Here is an 18,632-nt window from a genome sequence, read left to right on the forward strand (position 1 = left end):
TTGTATTTTCCTTCTTTTTATCCGTATTTTTGGCGGGTGAAGAAAATTTTTGTCTCATATCTTATCGGGTTTCTTTCTTTTACGTGTGCTGGACAGATTACCATCACACAGCCCAATCCGATATTGTTTTATGATACCAAATATGTCACACCGGATAATCCTGTTTTCCGCCGCCCGGATTCGCTGATAGAAAACTTTCACCGTTATAACACCACCGAAAAACAATACGTGCCGTATCATAATCTGGGGAATTTCGGTACAGCCTCCTATTCCCTGATGTTCACGAACGATAATCCCATTGGCTACAAACACGGGTTTAATTCGTTTGACTTGTTTTTCATACAGCCGGAAAAGATAAAATACTACAAGACAAAGACACCCTATACCTACCTTGATTTTGTGTTTGGAGGAAAAGAGGAGATTGCCGGAGGTGGCGAGTTCTCCATAAATATTAAGCCGAATATCAATTTCGGATTTAACTTCCACCGTAATAATTTTAACGGAAGAAATCAGCATCAGCAGTCTGTTCAGAATTTATTTTCGTTCAATCACTGGTTTCAAACCAAAGATCATTTTTATGATTTAAAATTCGCTTTCATCTATAACGGAATCATCAATCAGGAAAACGGCGGATGGCTCGAAGACAATGTTTTTGATAACCCGCTGTACACCGGAAATAAAAAATTTGCACCCGTTAAACTGGATGACGCTGTCAATAAGTGGGACGAGCGGAATGTACATTTTTTACAGCAGTTTAACCTCGGGAAAAAGGAGGAAGTGCAGATCAATGACTCCACCAGACGGAAAGTGGTAAAGCCAAAATATATCATCGAGCATTTCTTTGAGTTCTCACACTGGAAATTCCTGTACAAAGATTTCGATAAGGATTCCTCCTACTATGCAAGTATGTTCTTCGATGGGGATACCACCATTGATAATACCATCTCATGGACGGTGCGGAATGCGGTTTATTTCAAGAATATGCAGAATGATACCCTGCCTAAGAAATTCTTATTTGCAGCCGGGATTCAGTACGACTTCAATAAATATCAGCATCGTTTTACCAACGAGTTGATTCAGGATGTACAGCTGAAAGCCAAGATTTACAACCAGACCGATTCTGCCTTTTTCGGCTATTCGGTAGATGCTGCAGTCGATATAGTACCAAAATATATCGGAGATTTTGATGTGCGCTTTCTGGGGAAATTGAATTTTAAGAAAGGCATCTCCGTAGCGGTAAGAGGGGATGTGTCTCTGGCATCGCCCTCACAGAAACAAACATTTTATTATGGCAACCATTTTGTATATGTGAATGATTTTAAAAAAACATTCCAGGCTAAGGTAGAAGGGGTATTTGAATGGAAAAAACAACTGATGTATGTGGGTGTGCAAAACTATTTCATACAAAATTACATTTACAACGATACAGCTTCATTGCCGCAGCAATACGGCAAACCCTTAAATGCGCTGGTGATAAAGGTGCGCAAGGATTTTAACACCAAACATATCTTTTCCGGTACGGAATTATATGTACAATGGATTTCCAACAACAGCATTGTCCGTTTGCCGGTATTTGCCATGAAGCAAACCCTGTATTACAAGGGAGGCTGGATTTCCGGAAAATTACATGCACAACTGGGATTTGACATTACCTACAATACCAACTTCACCGGAAATGATTACAATCCGTCTCTCGCGGTTTTTTACCAGCAGAATAAGCAGCGGCTGAAGTTCTATCCGATCCTGGACTTGTTTTTTGATCTGAATGTCAAACGGACCAATATCTTCCTGCGGGTGGAACATGTCAATCAGGGAATGTTCAAACAGAAAGGAATATATACAGCTCCTGACTACGGATACCTGGACAGAACATTCAGGGTGGGCGTTACCTGGACTTTTTACGATTAATGATGTGAATAAATGCAGCAGATGAAGAAAATTTTGTTTTTAACCCCTACTCTTCCATACCCGCCGGTCAGCGGCGGTGTCATCAAGTCCAGCAAGGTGGTGCAGTTTCTGAGTGAACGATACGAACTTACGGTAGCCTGTTTATTAAAGAATGAGGATAAAAGCTTTAAAGTGGAATTCCATCATAAAACCAAACTCAAAAACCTTATTACACTCGAACTGAATATTCCCCGTTCCGCAAAGAATCTGCTGATTTCCAATTTACAGCACATTCCGTTAAATCTGTATCGAAATAAATCGAAGACATTTAAAGATAAGATACAGGGTTTAGCAAACGGATATGATGTAATTTTTTGCGACCACTATGTCATGTTTCAATACATACCGGAGGATTATAAAGGCAGGGTTGTTTTGCATCAGCATAACTGCGAATACCTGATCTGGCAGCGATATGCAGCGATTGAAAAAAACTGGTTGAAAAAACTTGCCCTGTATCATCAGGCAGGCAGGATACGCAAGTATGAACAGGAGATTTGTAAAAATGCAACGGCGGTGTTAGCCGCACCGAACGATACGGACGAGCTGGTCAAGATTGGCGCTGACAGAACGAAGTTTTATGAAACCTATCACCTTGGAGATGATCAGTTGCTGGAGCAACCTGATTTGACGTATGAGCAAACGGAGCTAGTATTGCTGTACATCGGTACACTCAGCTGGGAGGCTAATATTGACGGGTTGGTCTGGTTCAACAAGGAAATTTGGCCGCAGCTGAAAGCAAATCATCCCGGAATAAAATGGGTTATCATCGGAAAGCATGCAGATGGAAGATTGAAAGAAATTGCTAAAGAAGACAATCAGGTAGAGTTAACAGGTTTTGTAGAAGATGTGGAACCTTATTTTAGAAAATCAAGGGTATTTATTACGCCCCTGCGTTTTGGCAGCGGGATAAAGGTTAAAGTGATTAATGCACTGTATCGGGGTATTCCCTGTGTGACGACTTCCATCGGCACGGAAGGATTAAAGGTAAAAGACGGCGAGTCTGTCTTTATCAAAGACCAGCCGGAAGCTTTTGTAAAGGCTATAGATACATTGCTTACGGATAAGAATACCTGGGAAAAGTTAAAAACGAATTCAAGGGAAATTGCACGGCAATATTATACCTGGGAAGCCGTGCTGGAAAACATAGAACGTGCCATCAATGACTAACCCTGCACTTTTATCGTGAAGTTGCCCCGGAGGCGGTAATGCTTGTCAGCACCGGAAACATATTCATTATTGACATCAATGCTTCCCTTAATCACCCCGGTAACGATATCAACGCTGCTTATGACAATCTTACCATGCAGCATGGCATAATTTTTATAGCCGGTAATCACTCGCTTGCGGTAAATAAAAACAGCCCCGGTGATACCGGGTGGAGACTGTTCCGTATAATACGTTCCCACTTCCGCTTTTGCCGTTGAAAAGAGTACCTGGTCTTTGATGGTTAAATCCCCGCCAATGACCACTAAACTGTCATCTACTATGGTGTCTACCGCCACCACTGTCAACAGGTAAGAAGTGTCGCCCGTTAAGTTTAGGTAAAAGGTGCCGATAGTACCTGTGGTGTCCACCAGGCCACCGCCTCCGGGATCCGGAATGACCTTGTTGCCAACAGTACAGGAAGAAATCCCGGCCACGATAACCAGCGACAAAAGAATCAGGTGTCTTTTACAAAGGGTGTACATTTTTGTTGGTGTAAAGATAGCAGTTTTCTCTTCAAATAATAAACTATTCCGGTTTGACGCAGAACGACCGGTTCATTTGGTAAAATTAAGAATTCGAATGCGATTTTATTTCTTATTTTTGTTGAATAGCATTATGTCCGTTTCCGTTCAGAATTTATCCAAAGCCTATGCCAATCAGAAAGCGGTAGATAGTATTTCCTTTCAGGTAAAGAAAGGAGAGATATTGGGTTTTTTGGGCCCGAATGGTGCCGGCAAGTCAACCACCATGAAAATGCTCGCCTGCTACGTTCCGCCCGATTCAGGTACGGCAACTGTATGTGATTTTGATATTATCCGGCATCCGCTGGAGGTGCGCAGAAAAATCGGATACCTTCCGGAAAATAATCCTTTATACTACGATATGTATGTCAGGGAATTTCTGGAATTTGCATTGCTGGTCTACGGTTCTAAGCCAGGAACAAACAGCGGCAAGAGGATAAATGAGACAATAGATTTGGTAGGGCTGGGCGTGGAGCAGCACAAAAAAATCGGCCAGCTCTCCAAGGGGTACAAACAGCGCGTGGGTTTGGCACAGGCGCTGATTCATCAACCCGATGTGTTGATTCTCGATGAGCCTACCTCCGGGTTAGACCCCAATCAGCTGGCAGATATCCGGCATCTGATAAAGGAGTTGGGCAAAGAAAAAACGATTATCTTCTCCACCCACATCATGCAGGAGGTGGAGGCTGTCTGCGACAGGGTCATCATCATTAATAAAGGCAGGTTGGTCGCTGATGATAAGACGGAGAATCTGCAGAAACTGATTTCAAGTGAAGTAAGGATAGAGGTGGAATTTGAACAGGAAATGAGTGAAGTCTCTTTGAATGGCGTCGAAAATATTCTGTCGGTTGAGAAGATATCATCCACGCACTTCCTGTTGCATGGAAAAGATAGCAACCGGCTGCGTAAAGATATTTTTGCGTTAGCTGTCAGCAAGAATAATCCGTTATTGACATTAAGACAGGAAACCAAAAGTCTGGAGGATGTTTTTCAGCAACTGACCAGTAAGAATTAAAACAAATAAACACCTTGTAAAGAATGAGATAAAAGCGAGGCCGGAACTAAAGACCAATGCTTCTGTGTGTTCAATATGAAAATCATGACAGCGATTTTAAAAAAAGAAATCAATTTATTTTTCTCCTCCCTGATAGCCTATGTCAGCATGGCGGTATTCTTTGTCGTGCTGGCATTGAACCTGTTTGTCTTTCACGGCAATATTCTGGAAAGCAATTATGCCACACTGGATGCTTTTTTTACGCTGACGCCATGGATACTCATATTCCTGATTCCGGCTATTACCATGCGAACGTTTGCGGACGAGAAACAAAGCGGAACCCTTGAATTTCTGACGACAAAACCCGTTACCGATTCTCAGATTGTGGCTGGTAAATACCTGGCAGCAATAATGTTGTGGATGTTTACCTTCCTGCCTACGTTTATCTATTTTATTGCGGTTAAGAAATTAAGCCTTGCAGAGGCTCCGATAGACAGCGGCGCTACGTGGGGAGTTATATCGGATTGTTTTTTCTGGGAGCCGTTTTTGTGTCCATCGGGATTTTCTCTTCCGCCATTACCAATAATCAGATTGTGGCATTCTTAGTCGGTGTGTTTCTGTGCTACTGGATGTACGACGCCTTTTTCAGGATCAGTTCGCTTTCGGTTCTTCAGGGGCAACTGGATTATCTTATCCAGTCGATTGGTTTAAATGCGCATTACGATTCCATCAGCAGGGGTGTCGTGGATACAAGAGATATTGTTTATTTTTTGAGCGTAATCAGCCTGTTCTTAATCGGTACCCGAACGGCGCTGGAAAGCAGGAAATGGTGATATGAAGAATTATTATCTCATACGGTCTGTAAAGTTGTTGGGAGTCAGTTTGCTGGCTGTCATTGCCGTTAATATAGTATCATCTTATTTCTTTCATCGCTTCGATCTGACGCAGGAGAAAAGATATACGCTATCCGCTTCCACTAAAAGATTATTGCAAGATATTGAACAACCCATTTTGATAGAAGTATACCTCGAAGGCAAAGATTTACCTGCTGGTATAAAGGTTCTTAGGAATGAAACCCGCGAGTTGCTGCAGGAATTCAGAACCTTGTCGAAAGGCAGGGTAACATACAGGTTTGTCGATATCAACGCCATCAAAGACCAGAAAAAGAGGGAAGATTTTCAGATGGAACTGGTAAAGAAAGGACTGCGCCCCACGAACCTGGAAGTGAAATCGGAAAGCGGCTTTACGGAGAAGCTGGTGTTTCCCGGTGCTATCGTCAGTGCTAACGGAAGAGAGATTCCGGTCCAGATATTGGAAAACCAGTTTTCGGTGGGTGCTCAGGGGTCGCTGAATAATTCCATCAGTTTCCTGGAATACAAAATGGCCAACAGTATTCAGAAAATAGTGAAAAAACACCCTGTAAAAATTGCTTTTTTGCAGGGGCACGGGGAATCGGGTATCCAACAGCTGGAAGGTTTCCTGGAAGCGCTGGCGGCGCAAAGCTTTCAGTTGGATAAGATAGAACTGGATAAGGATAAACTCCTGAATAATCAAATTGATATACTAATTGTTGCCAAGCCGAAATCGGCGTTTAACGACTATGAGAAGTTTTTGATTGACCAGTATATCATGCACGGAGGAAAGACGTTGTGGCTGCTGGATAATATCATTTGTGATCTGGATAGTTTTAAACTGGCTCCCAGTATCGTAGCGGTTCCCCGGGATTTAAATACAGATGATTTGCTGTTTCGGTATGGCGTACGCATGGAGCATAATCTGGTGCTGGATTTGTATTGCACCCAGATTCCAATCATTGAAAGTATAGGCGGTAATCCGCAGCCTAAATTATTTCCATGGGTGTTTTATCCGATGGCCATCAACAAGAATAATCACCCGATTGTAAAGAATCTGGACCCCGTTGCATTAAAGTTCTGCAGTTCGATTGATACTCTGAATAATCCTGATTTAAAAAAGACCGTCTTGTTGTCGAGTTCGATGTACGCGCGTGTTCAGCAGACACCGTTTTCTATTTTTTTAGAAGGAGCGAAGCAAAAACCTGACCCTGGTTTGTTTAACCAGAAAGATATACCGCTTGCCGTCTTATTGGAAGGGAATTTTACCTCACTGTACAGGAATCAGTTTACGGCAGACTTTCAGCAATTGCTGCAGATACAAAGAGTGGATTTCCTGCCAAAGAGTGGGTTGAATAAAATGATAGTTATGGGTGACGGAGATGTCGCCAACATTGAAAGAGATACCAAAGGAGTACCGCTGGCATTAGGCTATGATAAATATTCCGGAAAATTATTTGCCAACAAGGATTTTCTTTTGAATTGTGTGGAATATCTGGTGGATGATAATAATCTCATAGATGCCCGTAACCGTGAAGTGAAGATGCGCCTCCTGGATAAGGCAAAACTGTTGAATCAGAAAGGGTTTTGGCAAGTTGCCACTTTCGGGTTTCCTTTATTGCTCATGTCTGTATTCGGAATTATGTATAACAGCAGGCGAAGAGCGAAGTACGCACGTTGAAGTTTATAGTTTCCCCAGGTGCGTGTTTTTAAAACTGTCGGTATGTTTTAGTCCATAGCCTAAGATTCTGTCAAAGGAAGAATGTCCGAAAAGAATAATGCCGGCCAGCATCCACCACTCATTTTGCAGATAAAGCCCGGCAATACCAATAACTATGGCTAAGAGTTTGTGGTGAAAGAGATTGTAGCCGTAAGCGCCTATCCGGGGATTCACCAGATAGCCCGACATCGAGATATCAGGTGCCAGCAATAAAGCGGGGTAGATCCACCAGGTAAAATGCAGCTGAGAAAAGAGCAAGATAGAAAGGAGAAACATTCCCAGCTCTTCCAGTTTTAGCATCAGTTTCATGAGACAGATTTTAAGGAAAGATAAAATATAAAAAGCCATGCAGATGCATGGCATTGAATTTATGTCTTGAGCGACTACTTCATCTCTCGCAATGCAGTTAGGCCAGTTCTTCTTCGGAGATTAACACGGCGCTGTCATCCACTCCGGAGATGATTCTGCCGCAGTGTTCGCAGGTGTTGATCTTTTTCTTCTTACGGATTTCGGATTGTGTCTGAGCAGGAATGAAACCGAAACAGCCGCCACACGCATTTCTGTTGATTTTTACCACTGCCAGCCCGTTTTTATAAGATTTACGGATACGGATGAATGCCTGCAAAAATCTGTCTTCTACCTCTTCCTCCATTTCTTTTGCTTTTGCCGTCAGTTCTTTCTCTTCTTTCTCGGTATCTTTGATGATATTGTCCAATTCCTTCTTCTTGATTTCTAAATCTTTCTCTTTGCTGTCAAGCCGTTTCTGGATTTCAGCGATTTGCTTATTATGATTTTCAATCGTAAAGTTTGCTTCTTTGATTTTCTTTTCCGCTAGTTGAATTTCCAGTTTTTGAAGTTCAATCTCTTTGTTGAGCGCATCAAATTCACGGTTGTTCTTTACATTGTGCAGTTGTTTGTCGTATTTGGTGATCAGACTTTGCGCTTCTTTCATCAGTGTTTTACGGTGTTCTATCTCTTCCTGCGCTTCGTCCACTTCTGCCTGTACTTTTGCAATCCGTTTTTGAGTACCGGCAATTTCATCTTCCAGGTCTGCCACTTCAATAGGTAATTCACCTTTCAGGATATGAATAGCATCAATTTTAGAGTGAATGGCCTGTAAGGCTTCTAACTGCTCTAATTTGTCTTCCACAGTCGTCAATTCTTTCTTTCGTGCCATTATCTGTAATTTATTGGATTTGTGTTGATTGCTGAAATTTGAACCGCAAAAGTAGGGAATTTTTCCGATATTATCCTGTTAAATAGTTGTGAAGTAAACTGTTCACTCTCATAGTGCCCGATATCTGCTATAATTATCTGATTATCAGCATCAAAAAATTGATGGTATTTGAAATCGCCCGTTATGAAGACATCTGCCTGCTGTGCAATTGCCTTGGGTAACAGAAAACTGCCGGATCCGCCGCAAAGCGCAACCCGCTGGATTTTCTTTCCGCGCAAAGCGGTATGGCGGACGCATGCCGTTTTCATCTTTTTTTTAACAAAATCCAGGAATTTCGACTCATCCACAGGCTTATTCAGGTCGCCAATGAGACCGGAGCCGACCTCCTGATGTACATTGTCCAGTATAATGACTTCATAAGCGATTTCCTCATACGGATGAACCTCCCTCAGTTTCTTTAAGATGTTTATTTCCATATAATCTGGAAAAATGACTTCAATCTTATCTTCTTTTACGTTGTGTCGTTTATTTTTTATTCCAATGACAGGATTGGAGAGGTCGTTACCTTTAAATGTTCCTTGTCCGGCAAGCTTAAAGCTGCATTCGCTGTAGTTGCCGATGCGGCCTGCCCCTGCGCAGAACAAACCATTTAATACATGCTCGGTAGCTGATGAAGGTGTATAGGTGTATAGTTTCTTCAGTATTCCCTTTTTAGGATCGAGTATCTTCCTGTTGGCCAGCCCTAATCTGTCAGCAATAATGTGATTGACACCCAGTTGAACATTGTCCAGATTGGTATGACAGGCATAAATGGCAATATCATGCCTGATGGCTTTGATGATGGTGCGTTCAATGTAATTCTTGCCCGTTATTTTTTTTAATCCAGAAAAAATAATGGGATGGTGTGCAACCACCAGATTGTATTTTTTACGGATGGCTTCGTCAATGACCGCTTCGATGGCATCCAGACAAATCAAGATACCGCTGCACTCTGCCATTTTGTCGCCCACCAGCAGGCCGGCATTATCATATGGCTCTTGGTATGATATTGGTGCGAAATCTTCGATAGTCTGAATAATATCTGCTATTTTCATCTGTTTATTTTAGGTTTATCTTGAATATACTTACAAAAATACTATTATTTCCTTTCGCAATCCTATATGGTTCCGTAATTTGGCTGCGCAACCGGATGTACCAATCCAATTTTATTGGCTCGACAGACTTTGAGATTCCGGTTATTACCGTTGGAAATCTCAGTGTTGGCGGGACAGGAAAAACACCGATGGTGGAATTGCTGATAGAGCTGCTCAAAGATAGATATCCCATTGCCGTGCTGAGCCGGGGATATAAACGCAAGACATCGGGTTACCTTTCCGTAAGACGAACCCATACGACAAAAGAAGTGGGGGATGAACCGCTGATGATCAAGTTAAAATATCCGGAGGTGCAGGTGAGTGTGGGCGAACAGCGTGTCTTTGCCATTCCCCGTTTATTGGCGGAACATCCGGAAATAAAAGTCATTTTGCTGGATGATGCCTTTCAGCACCAGAGTGTTCGTCCGGATATCAATATTCTGCTGACCACTTATTTCAAACCTTTCTATGATGACCTGATTTTGCCGTTAGGTACGCTGAGGGAATTTTCATCCGGAAAAGACAGGGCGAATATAATTGTTGTTACAAAGTGCCCCGAAAATTTAAGTGAACAGGAACAGATGGAAATCGTTCAGAAGATAAAACCGGCTTTTGGACAGAAGGTATTTTTCAGCAGTATAGAATACGGGGCGCCCTATAATATTTTACAATCGGACGACAGGTTTTCTTTTGATACGAAAGAAGAGCAATTACTGATAACCGGTATCGCAAACGCAGTTCCGTTAAAGAATTATTTGGAAGACAAATCCGGCGGAGTGGTGCACTTTGACTTTGAAGATCACCACCACTTTGAACAATCTGAATTAGAACGAATCCGGAAAAATTATCCTGACTTTTCAAGGTGGGTGACAACAGAAAAAGACGGGGTGCGCTTAGCGGTTCATAAAAACTGGCTGATTCAACATGGTATTTCCTTGCATTGTATTCCCATCCGTACCAAACTGATTGGAAAGAATGGAGGTGACTTTATCCCTGCAGTAAAGGGATATTTGGACTATTTTTACAGAACCGAATCCATAGAACCACGCCATACGGAACCGGATATACAGGGCAAATAATCAGATGCTGTTTATTAAATTAGGTTAATATTCGGATGGATGATGGAAAAACCTGTAAATTACAATCGTATTAATCCCTGCTTTAATTGAATATCCTCAATCATGAACAAGGCTGTAAGAAATAGCATTATCATCTGGACTGTCGCTTTGATACTGGTGCATGGTATTTTTGTTCATGAACACATATCTAAACCAACACGTACTCAAAAAATCTCTTTCGCCTTTAATGCACCTTACAGGAATTTATTATATACCATTCTAGCTGTTAATCCGGGCTCTGAGCACTTCAATAATGTGTTTGTTAAACAGGAAAAAATTTTGAATGAACAGGATCCCTTTTTTCTTTTTTTCGTTTTATCGCTGCTGATTCCGGTTACAGCAACTTCCATTTTTTCCATAAAAAGATATACGGAAACACACAGGTTAACATCCTGCAACCTGGTTGTTGCATATTACAAGAGAGGGCCTCCCCGATAAATCATTCTTGATTTTATTTATTTCTAACATTTAATTTATACTTTATGAATACTGCACATTTGCATTTATTGCTTAATCATATTCCTATTTTAGGGGCGTTTTTTGGGATTGTATTATTGTCTGTCGGTTTGATCAGAAAGAACCCGGCTATACTTTCCATATCCTTGTGGACATTCCTCATAGTGGCGGTTGCCAGTTCGGGAGCATTCTTCTCCGGGGAAGGTGCGGAAGAAATCGTAGAAAATTCAACAGGGGTCAGTGAAGCTGCCATAGAAACACACGAAGATGCTTCTGCCATTGCCTTTTATGCCATGATTGCTTTAGGGGTATTGAGCGCCCTGGTACTACTTATCAATAGAAAGAAAGATATCATTGTTAAGGCATCATTCGGAATATTACTGCTGGCTGTTTTGGTGAATGGTTTGATGTTCAGGTCAGGCTGGCTGGGTGGAAAGATTAAACATGATGAGATACGAGGATCAGTTTCTGCCGCAGGGGCAGCCGAAAACAATACAGGTGTCTCAGATAAGGAGGAAGAAAAGGAGGATGATTGAAAATCAAAGGTCAATAAAAAAGCCCGGCATTCGCCGGGCTTTTTTATGTAAGAAAAAATCAGAAGATTATTTCATAATCAGATTAAATTCTACTCGTCTGTTTTGAGCTCTTCCTGCGGCGGATTTATTATCACCCAATGGCTTGGAGTCACCAAATCCGGAAGAAGTCATTCTGGATGCTTCCACGCCTTGTTTAATCAGGTAATCCATCGCTGCTTTAGAACGACCCTGAGAAAGTTTTAAATTGCTTTCCGGTTTGCCTACATTATCCGTATGTCCTTCTATGCTGACATCGTAGTAGCTGTATTCTTTAAGCATCTTAGCCACTTCATTCAGGATAGGATAGGAAACAGGTTTGATGATGGCTTTGCCGGTTTCGAACTGAATACTTCGTGCTTTCAGCAATACCTTCTTGATCTTTTCATCCTGTACCGGACAACCTTTGTTTTCTTTAGGACCTTTCACGGTAGGACAGGCATCGTCTTTATCCAAGACACCGTCTCCGTCTGTATCAGGATAAGGGCATCCAAGGTTTTCTTTCGGACCGGCTTCGGTGATACATTTGTCTTCGTTGTCATACAATCCATCACCATCCGTATCCGGACAGCCGGCATGGTCCTTATCACCAGCCACATCCGGGCAGGCATCTTCTGAGTCTATCACACCGTCATTATCTCTGTCCGGGCATCCTTTCAATTCTTTCTTGCCGGGAGTATCTGGACAATTGTCATCTTTATCGGCAACGCCATCTCCGTCCCTGTCCGGACATCCTCTTAATTCAGTTGGACCAGCCTGGTTAGGGCAGTCATCTTCCATGTCAATGATGCCGTCTCCATCTGCATCCGGACAACCCTGCAGTTCTTTCTTGCCCGGTGTGTCAGGGCATTTATCTTCAGTATCCAGGATGCCGTCGCCGTCTCTGTCCGGGCAACCGTTGGATTCGCAGGTTCCTTTCTGATTCGGACAGAGGTCTTTTTTATTGGATACTCCATCTTTATCTTTATCTTTCGCTGTTTTTCTGTTTGGAACCGTAATTCTTAAGCCGGCCTGAATATTGATGTCTCTCTTATCTTTCTTAATCAGATAGGTAAAGAAATCCTGTGAGCCTATATAGAAAGGTCCTAAGCGCAGTCCAAGCCCCCATTGAACGTTTGCAAGCTGATCTATGGCAACAGGTAAATAGGCGCCGAACCATTTGTAGTCATATCTTGGTGTAATAGACACGATCGATAAATGATGGACGTTGTTTTTCTTTTGCGGAATAGGATTGATTTGTGCCGCTACATTGATGCCAAGTCCTTTATACAGGTTTAAGTCAATCCACGTATTGATAGTGGTAGGGAGCCAGATCTTAAAGGTTCTCTGGTCAGTGGCGGATCTGGTACCCAGATTTCGCCAGTTTTCGAACAGTGTGTTTTCATTGAACAATTCACCTGTCTTTGTTAGGTTTACGTCATAGTCAAATACAGAGTCCGCTTTGGTAAAGGTTAAGCGCCCGATATTGATGACGGAAAATCCGACCTGTACAAAATGTTTATCTCTCTCATTATAGTACATGTCTTTGCAGTCCATGCTGTATTTGTACTTATCTTTATCCTTTCTGAACTCATACACTAAAGCGATATCCCCGGCAGCAGACCATTTTGAGACATCTTTGTCAACAAATCCCTTAAGCAGGCCAATTGCATCGAATTCAGAATTTTCGGAAAAATAATCCAGGTTTTTTGAAACACCTATCTTCATGTCAGCATTTAATAATGTAATGGTATCTTTGCTGTCGAAGCGATAGTCAAATTGATCCGCGTAAGCATATAATGCTCCCAATCCCTTTACTACTTTAATGGTTGCACCCACTTTCAGGAAGTGTTTGTCTTTATCTAAAACTACTCGGGAATAAGTAACGCCTATATCTGCCCAAGCCATTCCCTTAATACCCATGTTTTTGATGGAATGATCCTTTCCTAAGAAATTTCCGATGATATCAAATGCACGGTCACCCCAGCCCCAACGCAGGTTTCTGGCCAAATCCTGTTCCAGGTTATCTACATTCACTATCGTATTGAGGTGGGAAGAAAATGCAATCGCATTATTGTTCTTCATGTCTTTTCCAAAGGATACCAGGAAGGAAAATGGGAGTTGAACCGTATTGCTGATATAAGCAAATTTTGCCTTGCCATTCAGGTTTTCGGAGAGGTTGACGGAGTCATCAAAATTTTTAAAATTAAAGGTTTTTCCTTTCAGGCCGATGTAGTTGTTGCTGACGGTCGCATCCAGTGCAAACAGGTTAATGTCAACTTTAAATCGGTTGTCCGCAATCGCAGGATTGTAATTCACATTGTTTACACCGCCAAAATTACTGGCACGCAGTCCAAGAAACTGGGCTTTAATGGAGGTGATGCATATCACTGCTGCCAGCAGTAAGATGATTTTTTTGTTCTGATGTATCATGGTTTTGAATTTTAGTGCGGATTATACTTGTTTGTTTCGTTCAATATAAATTGGAATTATATGATGGTTACGTTCAACAAAATTATGGTTTTTCCATTAAAAAAGTATAAAAGTTAAAATTATTGCAGTATATTTGTATTGCTTCGTAAACACTTCATTAAAAGTATCTTTTTTAGTGTTTTACTGAAATAAACAATAGCATAAAATTTTACAGCCTGAAAGTGAATGATTTAAAAAATCAGTGTTTTTTATGAGTTTTTTAAGGATGAATCTCCGTTAAATTAAATTTTACAGTAATGAATTATAATACAGACAGAAATGAGATTGAGATGCGTGAATATGGCCGTCACGTACAAAAAATGGTCGATTACGCCGTTTCCATTCCCAGCCGCACAGAACGTCAGAAAGTAGCTGAAAACATTATCCAGCTGATGGGTATCTTAAATCCGCAATTGCGTAATACGGCAGATTACAAGCATAAACTCTGGGATCACATATTCATCATTTCCAAGTTTAAATTAGAGGTAGATTCCCCTTTTCCCATTCCGACCGAGGCAACGGCCAGAATCAAGCCTTCTGAATTGCCTTATCCGCAGCAAAGGATTAAGCTGAAGCATTACGGTAAAAATGTGGAAGCATTGGTTTCTAAGGCAAAAGCGATGGAAGATGAAGGCAAAAAAGAAGTCTTCACAGAGATTATCGGCAACTTCATGAAAATGGCCTACAAGAACTGGAGCAATGAGGAGGTAAGCAATGAATTGATAAAAGAGGATATGAAATCACTGTCCGGCGGTGAACTGGAGATCAGCGAGGATATGAACATTGAGAGCATGTCCCGAAACCAGCCGAAGCGCAAGTTCACACCCAACAATAAGCCGGGTAACTTCCAGAACCGCAATCAGAACCGCAATAACAATAACAGAAATAATCAGAACCGAAATAATCAGAACCGCAACAACAATAACCGCAATCGTTTTAGCAAATAATAACGGGAATGAATATGCAGGCAGATGCGTTTGAAGTAAATGGCGGTAAGCCATTAAGCGGGACCATCATTCCGCAGGGAGCCAAAAATGAAGCACTCCAGATAGTATCGGCAGTGCTGTTATCCGACCAGGATATTACCATATCCAATATCCCCCATATTCTAGATGTCAATGTACTGATAGAACTCTTGCAGGAGATGGGTGTGCGGGTGGCCAAACAAAATACAGACACTTATACGTTTAATGCAAAGAATGTCGATCCTGATATCTTGCTGACAGAAAATTTTAAGAAAAGGGCAGGTCATTTACGTGGTTCGGTCATGATTTTAGGCCCTTTGCTGGCTCGTTTTAAGAGAGCCTACCTGCCTACGCCGGGTGGAGATAAAATTGGACGCAGGCGATTGGATACGCACTTTTTAGGGTTTGTAGAATTAGGCGCAAAATATCATTTTGACAAGGAAAAATCATTTTATTCATTAACAACGGAAAAATTAATTGGAAAATACATTTTACTCGAAGAACCTTCTGTAACCGGAACAGCGAACATTGTCATGGCTGCTGTGCTGGCAGAAGGGGAGACGACCATCTTTAATGCAGCCTGTGAGCCCTATCTCCAGCAATTATGCTCGATGCTTAACAGAATGGGCGCAAAAATAGCGGGAATAGGTTCGAATCTGCTGAAGATTGAAGGTGTTAAGAAGCTGGACGGTACAACGCACCGTTTACTGCCCGATATGATAGAAATCGGCAGCTTTATCGGACTGGCGGCGATGACTAAGTCCAATATTACCATAAAAGATGCACGGGTAGATATGCTCGGCCTGATTCCAGCCTATTTTAAAAAACTGGGAATACAACTGGAAATCATAGGTGACGATATCGTAGTGCATGGTCAGGAACATTACGAAATCCATACTTTTATAGATGGTTCCATCCTGACTATAGCAGACGGCCCTTGGCCGCTTTTTACACCCGATTTGCTGAGTATTATGCTGGTGACTGCCACACAGGCGGACGGCAGTGTGCTGATTCATCAGAAAATGTTTGAAAGCCGGCTGTTCTTTGTCGATAAATTGATTGACATGGGTGCCAAAATAATCTTGTGCGACCCTCATAGGGCGACTGTCATAGGCATTAACCGCGAATATCCCTTGCGCGGTATCAACATGTCCTCGCCCGATATCAGGGCAGGGGTAGCGCTGCTGATTGCAGCCCTTTCTGCCGAAGGGAAAAGCATCATTTCCAATATCCACCAGATAGACAGAGGGTATCAGCACATCGACGAGCGCCTGAGGAATCTGGGTGCCGATATTAAGAGATTGTAACCTGTTTTCAGTCCTGTTTTTTCTCCCATTGTATTTCGTTGAAAACGTTATGTTTTATTAACCTAAATGTGGATAAACATCCTTGTTTTTATGTCATTTTCAGGTACCAATTTTGTATTTTTATGCAGTCAAAACACATCGGTTTTTTTAGCCGGTAAAACGGACGTTGTGCGGATAAAATAAAGAACATACTATAGTTATGAGCGAAGTCTTAGAAGAAGTAAAGAGCAGTCATTACGGAGCAGATAATATCACCGTTTTAGAGGGATTGGAAGCCGTGCGAAAACGGCCCGCGATGTATATCGGGGATATCAATACGCGAGGGTTACACCATCTGGTGTATGAGGTTGTCGATAACTCAATTGATGAAGCTTTAGCGGGTCATTGTAAGAATATCTTTGTTACCATTCATGAAGATAATTCCATCTCCGTGCTGGATGACGGACGCGGTATCCCTGTCGATATGCACGTAAAAGAGGGACGTTCTGCACTGGAAGTTGTTCTGACCGTTCTGCATGCCGGAGGTAAATTCGATAAAGACTCGTACAAAGTTTCCGGCGGATTGCACGGAGTGGGCGTGTCGTGTGTGAATGCACTTTCTACGCAGTTGATCGCTACCGTTTATCGTGATGGAAAAGAATACCAGCAGGAATTCGGTATCGGTATTCCGAAATATCCGGTAAGAGAAGTAGGACCTTCCGGTCAGCGAGGTACCAAAATTCATTTTAAACCGGATGCAACTATCTTTACGACCACTGAATATAATTATGATACATTGGCTGCCCGTATGCGTGAGCTGGCTTATCTGAACCGCGGTATCAGCATTGCCATTTCGGATGAGAGGAATAAAGACGACAACGGTGTTGCTTTCTCCGAAAATTTCTTTTCACAGGGCGGGTTAAGGGAATTTGTCACCTTTCTGGATAAAACCCGTCAGCCGTTGATTCCGGAAGTGATTTACATGGAAGGCACGAGAGATAACGTAGTGGTGGAGGTAGCTTTTCAGTATAATGATTCCTACAATGAGAACATACATTCTTACGTCAATAATATCAATACCATTGAAGGTGGTACGCATGTAGTGGGATTCCGAAGAGCATTGACCAGGGTGTTTAAAAACTGGGCAACTAAAAATGATTTATTCAAAAACCTGAAAACGGAAATCAGCGGGGAAGACTTCAGGGAAGGAATTACCTGCCTGGTTTCGGTAAAGGTGCCGGAGCCATCTTTCGAAGGACAGACAAAAACAAAATTGGGTAACTCGGAGGTCGACGGTATCGTTGCTGGTGTGGTAAGCGAGCATCTGGAATATTTTCTGGAAGAACACCCGAAAGAGGCCAGAACGATTGTCAACAAAGTGATTTTGGCGGCAACAGCCCGTATGGCGGCTAAGAAAGCCAGAGAGTTGGTGCAGCGAAAAAGCGTGTTGGGTGGTTCCGGATTGCCGGGAAAACTATCCGACTGTTCCGACAAAAACCCGGATGCGTGTGAATTGTACCTGGTGGAGGGTGATTCAGCGGGCGGTACAGCTAAACAAGGCAGAAATCGTGCATTTCAGGCCATCCTGCCTTTGAGAGGTAAAATTCTCAATGTGGAAAAGGCGATGGAGCATAAGATATACGAGAACGAAGAGATAAAAAATATATTTACAGCACTGGGTGTCAGCAAAGGGGTGGAAGGCGATGAAAAAGCCTTGAACATTGCAAAATTACGCTATCACAAAATTGTCATCATGTGTGATGCCGACGTAGACGGCAGCCACATCACCACCCTTATTCTCACCTTCTTCTTCCGTCATATGAAAGAGCTGATTGAGCATGGGTATATTTACATTGCATCGCCTCCGTTGTATTTGGTAAAAAAAGGCAATAAAGAGCAATATGCGTGGAACGATGAGCAGCGTATTGCTGCCGTCAAAAAGATTGCCGGAGACGGAAAAGAAGACAGCGTCCATGTACAACGCTATAAAGGCTTGGGAGAAATGAACGCAGAGCAGTTGTGGGAAACGACCATGAATCCTGAAACACGGACATTAAAACAGGTATCGATAGAAAACGCGGCAGAAGCCGATCATATTTTCTCTATGCTGATGGGTGACGAAGTGCCTCCACGCAGGGAATTTATTGAGGCGCATGCCAAATATGCAAAGATTGACGTATAAAACCCGTTAAGTTTCCAATATTGTAGCCATGCCGGGAAGCATGGCTATTTTTT

Annotated in this window: 15 protein-coding genes and 1 pseudogene; 11 read left to right on the forward strand and 5 right to left on the reverse strand. The window is 42.3% G+C overall.

Translation table 11 applies throughout. The features are described from left to right. Positions 1-36 precede the first annotated feature (36 nt). Positions 37-1,908, forward strand: a complete 1,872-nt coding sequence (locus IPM95_12685) for a hypothetical protein (GenBank protein MBK9330125.1) — start codon at positions 37-39, stop codon at positions 1,906-1,908. A gap of 21 nt (positions 1,909-1,929) precedes the next feature. After that, a complete protein-coding gene (locus IPM95_12690) occupies positions 1,930-3,114 on the forward strand; it encodes a glycosyltransferase (protein MBK9330126.1) in 1,185 nt (394 codons plus the stop codon). Here IPM95_12690 and IPM95_12695 read toward each other — a convergent pair. Further along, positions 3,111-3,635: a hypothetical protein gene (locus IPM95_12695; protein MBK9330127.1), complete on the reverse strand. Its 525-nt coding sequence runs from the start codon at positions 3,633-3,635 to the stop codon at positions 3,111-3,113. The genes IPM95_12690 and IPM95_12695 overlap by 4 nt on opposite strands. Before the next feature lie 133 nt (positions 3,636-3,768). Here IPM95_12695 and gldA point away from each other — a divergent pair, with 133 nt between their 5' ends. The 3 genes and pseudogenes from gldA (at position 3,769) to gldG (ending at position 7,200) form a co-directional block, all read left to right on the forward strand. Then, positions 3,769-4,689 carry a gliding motility-associated ABC transporter ATP-binding subunit GldA gene (gene gldA / locus IPM95_12700; GenBank protein MBK9330128.1) on the forward strand — a complete coding sequence of 307 codons (921 nt, stop codon included), beginning with the start codon at positions 3,769-3,771 and terminating at the stop codon, positions 4,687-4,689. 84 nt (positions 4,690-4,773) lie between these two features. After that, a pseudogene (gene gldF / locus IPM95_12705) lies at positions 4,774-5,501 on the forward strand (gliding motility-associated ABC transporter permease subunit GldF). Position 5,502: 1 nt separating this feature from the next. Beyond that, positions 5,503-7,200, forward strand: coding sequence for a gliding motility-associated ABC transporter substrate-binding protein GldG (gene gldG, locus IPM95_12710; protein ID MBK9330129.1), 1,698 nt, complete (start codon positions 5,503-5,505; stop codon positions 7,198-7,200). Between the two features lie 3 nt (positions 7,201-7,203). Here gldG and IPM95_12715 read toward each other — a convergent pair whose 3' ends face one another. The 3 genes from IPM95_12715 to IPM95_12725 all read right to left on the reverse strand — a co-directional run bounded on the left by IPM95_12715 (position 7,204) and on the right by IPM95_12725 (position 9,510). Next, the gene (locus IPM95_12715) at positions 7,204-7,548 is read right to left on the reverse strand and encodes a DUF4260 domain-containing protein (GenBank protein ID MBK9330130.1); all 345 of its coding nucleotides are present in this window, start codon (positions 7,546-7,548) and stop codon (positions 7,204-7,206) included. A gap of 97 nt (positions 7,549-7,645) precedes the next feature. After that, a complete protein-coding gene (locus IPM95_12720; GenBank protein ID MBK9330131.1) occupies positions 7,646-8,416 on the reverse strand; it encodes a hypothetical protein in 771 nt (256 codons plus the stop codon). After that, positions 8,416-9,510, reverse strand: coding sequence for a Nif3-like dinuclear metal center hexameric protein (locus tag IPM95_12725; GenBank protein ID MBK9330132.1), 1,095 nt, complete (start codon positions 9,508-9,510; stop codon positions 8,416-8,418). Before IPM95_12725 ends, IPM95_12720 begins: the two co-directional genes overlap by 1 nt. Positions 9,511-9,530: 20 nt before the next feature. On the opposite strand from IPM95_12725, the gene lpxK reads away from it, so the two are divergent. The 3 genes from lpxK (at position 9,531) to IPM95_12740 (ending at position 11,659) form a co-directional block, all read left to right on the forward strand. Continuing rightward, positions 9,531-10,628 carry a tetraacyldisaccharide 4'-kinase gene (gene lpxK, locus IPM95_12730; protein MBK9330133.1) on the forward strand — a complete coding sequence of 366 codons (1,098 nt, stop codon included), beginning with the start codon at positions 9,531-9,533 and terminating at the stop codon, positions 10,626-10,628. Positions 10,629-10,730: 102 nt separating this feature from the next. Further along, entirely contained in the window at positions 10,731-11,105 is a 375-nt protein-coding gene (locus IPM95_12735; protein MBK9330134.1) for a hypothetical protein, read from the forward strand. 44 nt (positions 11,106-11,149) lie between these two features. After that, positions 11,150-11,659, forward strand: a complete 510-nt coding sequence (locus tag IPM95_12740) for a hypothetical protein (GenBank protein ID MBK9330135.1) — start codon at positions 11,150-11,152, stop codon at positions 11,657-11,659. A gap of 66 nt (positions 11,660-11,725) precedes the next feature. Here the strand turns inward: IPM95_12740 and IPM95_12745 are convergent, their stop codons facing one another. Then, positions 11,726-14,107 carry an OmpA family protein gene (locus IPM95_12745; GenBank protein ID MBK9330136.1) on the reverse strand — a complete coding sequence of 794 codons (2,382 nt, stop codon included), beginning with the start codon at positions 14,105-14,107 and terminating at the stop codon, positions 11,726-11,728. A 296-nt stretch (positions 14,108-14,403) separates the two neighbouring features. On the opposite strand from IPM95_12745, the gene IPM95_12750 reads away from it, so the two are divergent. The 3 genes from IPM95_12750 (at position 14,404) to gyrB (ending at position 18,579) form a co-directional block, all read left to right on the forward strand. Next, the gene (locus tag IPM95_12750) at positions 14,404-15,093 is read left to right on the forward strand and encodes a DUF4290 domain-containing protein (protein ID MBK9330137.1); all 690 of its coding nucleotides are present in this window, start codon (positions 14,404-14,406) and stop codon (positions 15,091-15,093) included. Positions 15,094-15,107: 14 nt separating this feature from the next. Next, positions 15,108-16,418, forward strand: coding sequence for a UDP-N-acetylglucosamine 1-carboxyvinyltransferase (gene murA, locus IPM95_12755; GenBank protein ID MBK9330138.1), 1,311 nt, complete (start codon positions 15,108-15,110; stop codon positions 16,416-16,418). Positions 16,419-16,617: 199 nt separating this feature from the next. Then, positions 16,618-18,579 (forward strand): DNA topoisomerase (ATP-hydrolyzing) subunit B, encoded by a 1,962-nt coding sequence (gene gyrB, locus IPM95_12760; protein MBK9330139.1) that lies wholly within the window; start codon positions 16,618-16,620, stop codon positions 18,577-18,579. Positions 18,580-18,632: the final 53 nt, after the last annotated feature.

This window comes from Sphingobacteriales bacterium (genome assembly GCA_016719635.1).
Taxonomy (GTDB): domain Bacteria; phylum Bacteroidota; class Bacteroidia; order Chitinophagales; family JADIYW01; genus JADJSS01.

Coding starts and splice junctions, on each gene's coding strand:
- gyrB (MBK9330139.1), top strand. CDS start 16,618: ATGAGCGAAGTCTTAGAAGAAGTAAAGAGCAGTCATTACGGAGCAGAT.
- IPM95_12740 (MBK9330135.1), top strand. CDS start 11,150: ATGAATACTGCACATTTGCATTTATTGCTTAATCATATTCCTATTTTA.
- IPM95_12745 (MBK9330136.1), bottom strand. CDS start 14,107: ATGATACATCAGAACAAAAAAATCATCTTACTGCTGGCAGCAGTGATA.
- IPM95_12695 (MBK9330127.1), bottom strand. CDS start 3,635: ATGTACACCCTTTGTAAAAGACACCTGATTCTTTTGTCGCTGGTTATC.
- IPM95_12720 (MBK9330131.1), bottom strand. CDS start 8,416: ATGGCACGAAAGAAAGAATTGACGACTGTGGAAGACAAATTAGAGCAG.
- IPM95_12750 (MBK9330137.1), top strand. CDS start 14,404: ATGAATTATAATACAGACAGAAATGAGATTGAGATGCGTGAATATGGC.
- IPM95_12690 (MBK9330126.1), top strand. CDS start 1,930: ATGAAGAAAATTTTGTTTTTAACCCCTACTCTTCCATACCCGCCGGTC.
- murA (MBK9330138.1), top strand. CDS start 15,108: ATGCAGGCAGATGCGTTTGAAGTAAATGGCGGTAAGCCATTAAGCGGG.
- IPM95_12725 (MBK9330132.1), bottom strand. CDS start 9,510: ATGAAAATAGCAGATATTATTCAGACTATCGAAGATTTCGCACCAATA.
- IPM95_12735 (MBK9330134.1), top strand. CDS start 10,731: ATGAACAAGGCTGTAAGAAATAGCATTATCATCTGGACTGTCGCTTTG.
- IPM95_12715 (MBK9330130.1), bottom strand. CDS start 7,548: ATGAAACTGATGCTAAAACTGGAAGAGCTGGGAATGTTTCTCCTTTCT.
- gldG (MBK9330129.1), top strand. CDS start 5,503: ATGAAGAATTATTATCTCATACGGTCTGTAAAGTTGTTGGGAGTCAGT.
- gldA (MBK9330128.1), top strand. CDS start 3,769: ATGTCCGTTTCCGTTCAGAATTTATCCAAAGCCTATGCCAATCAGAAA.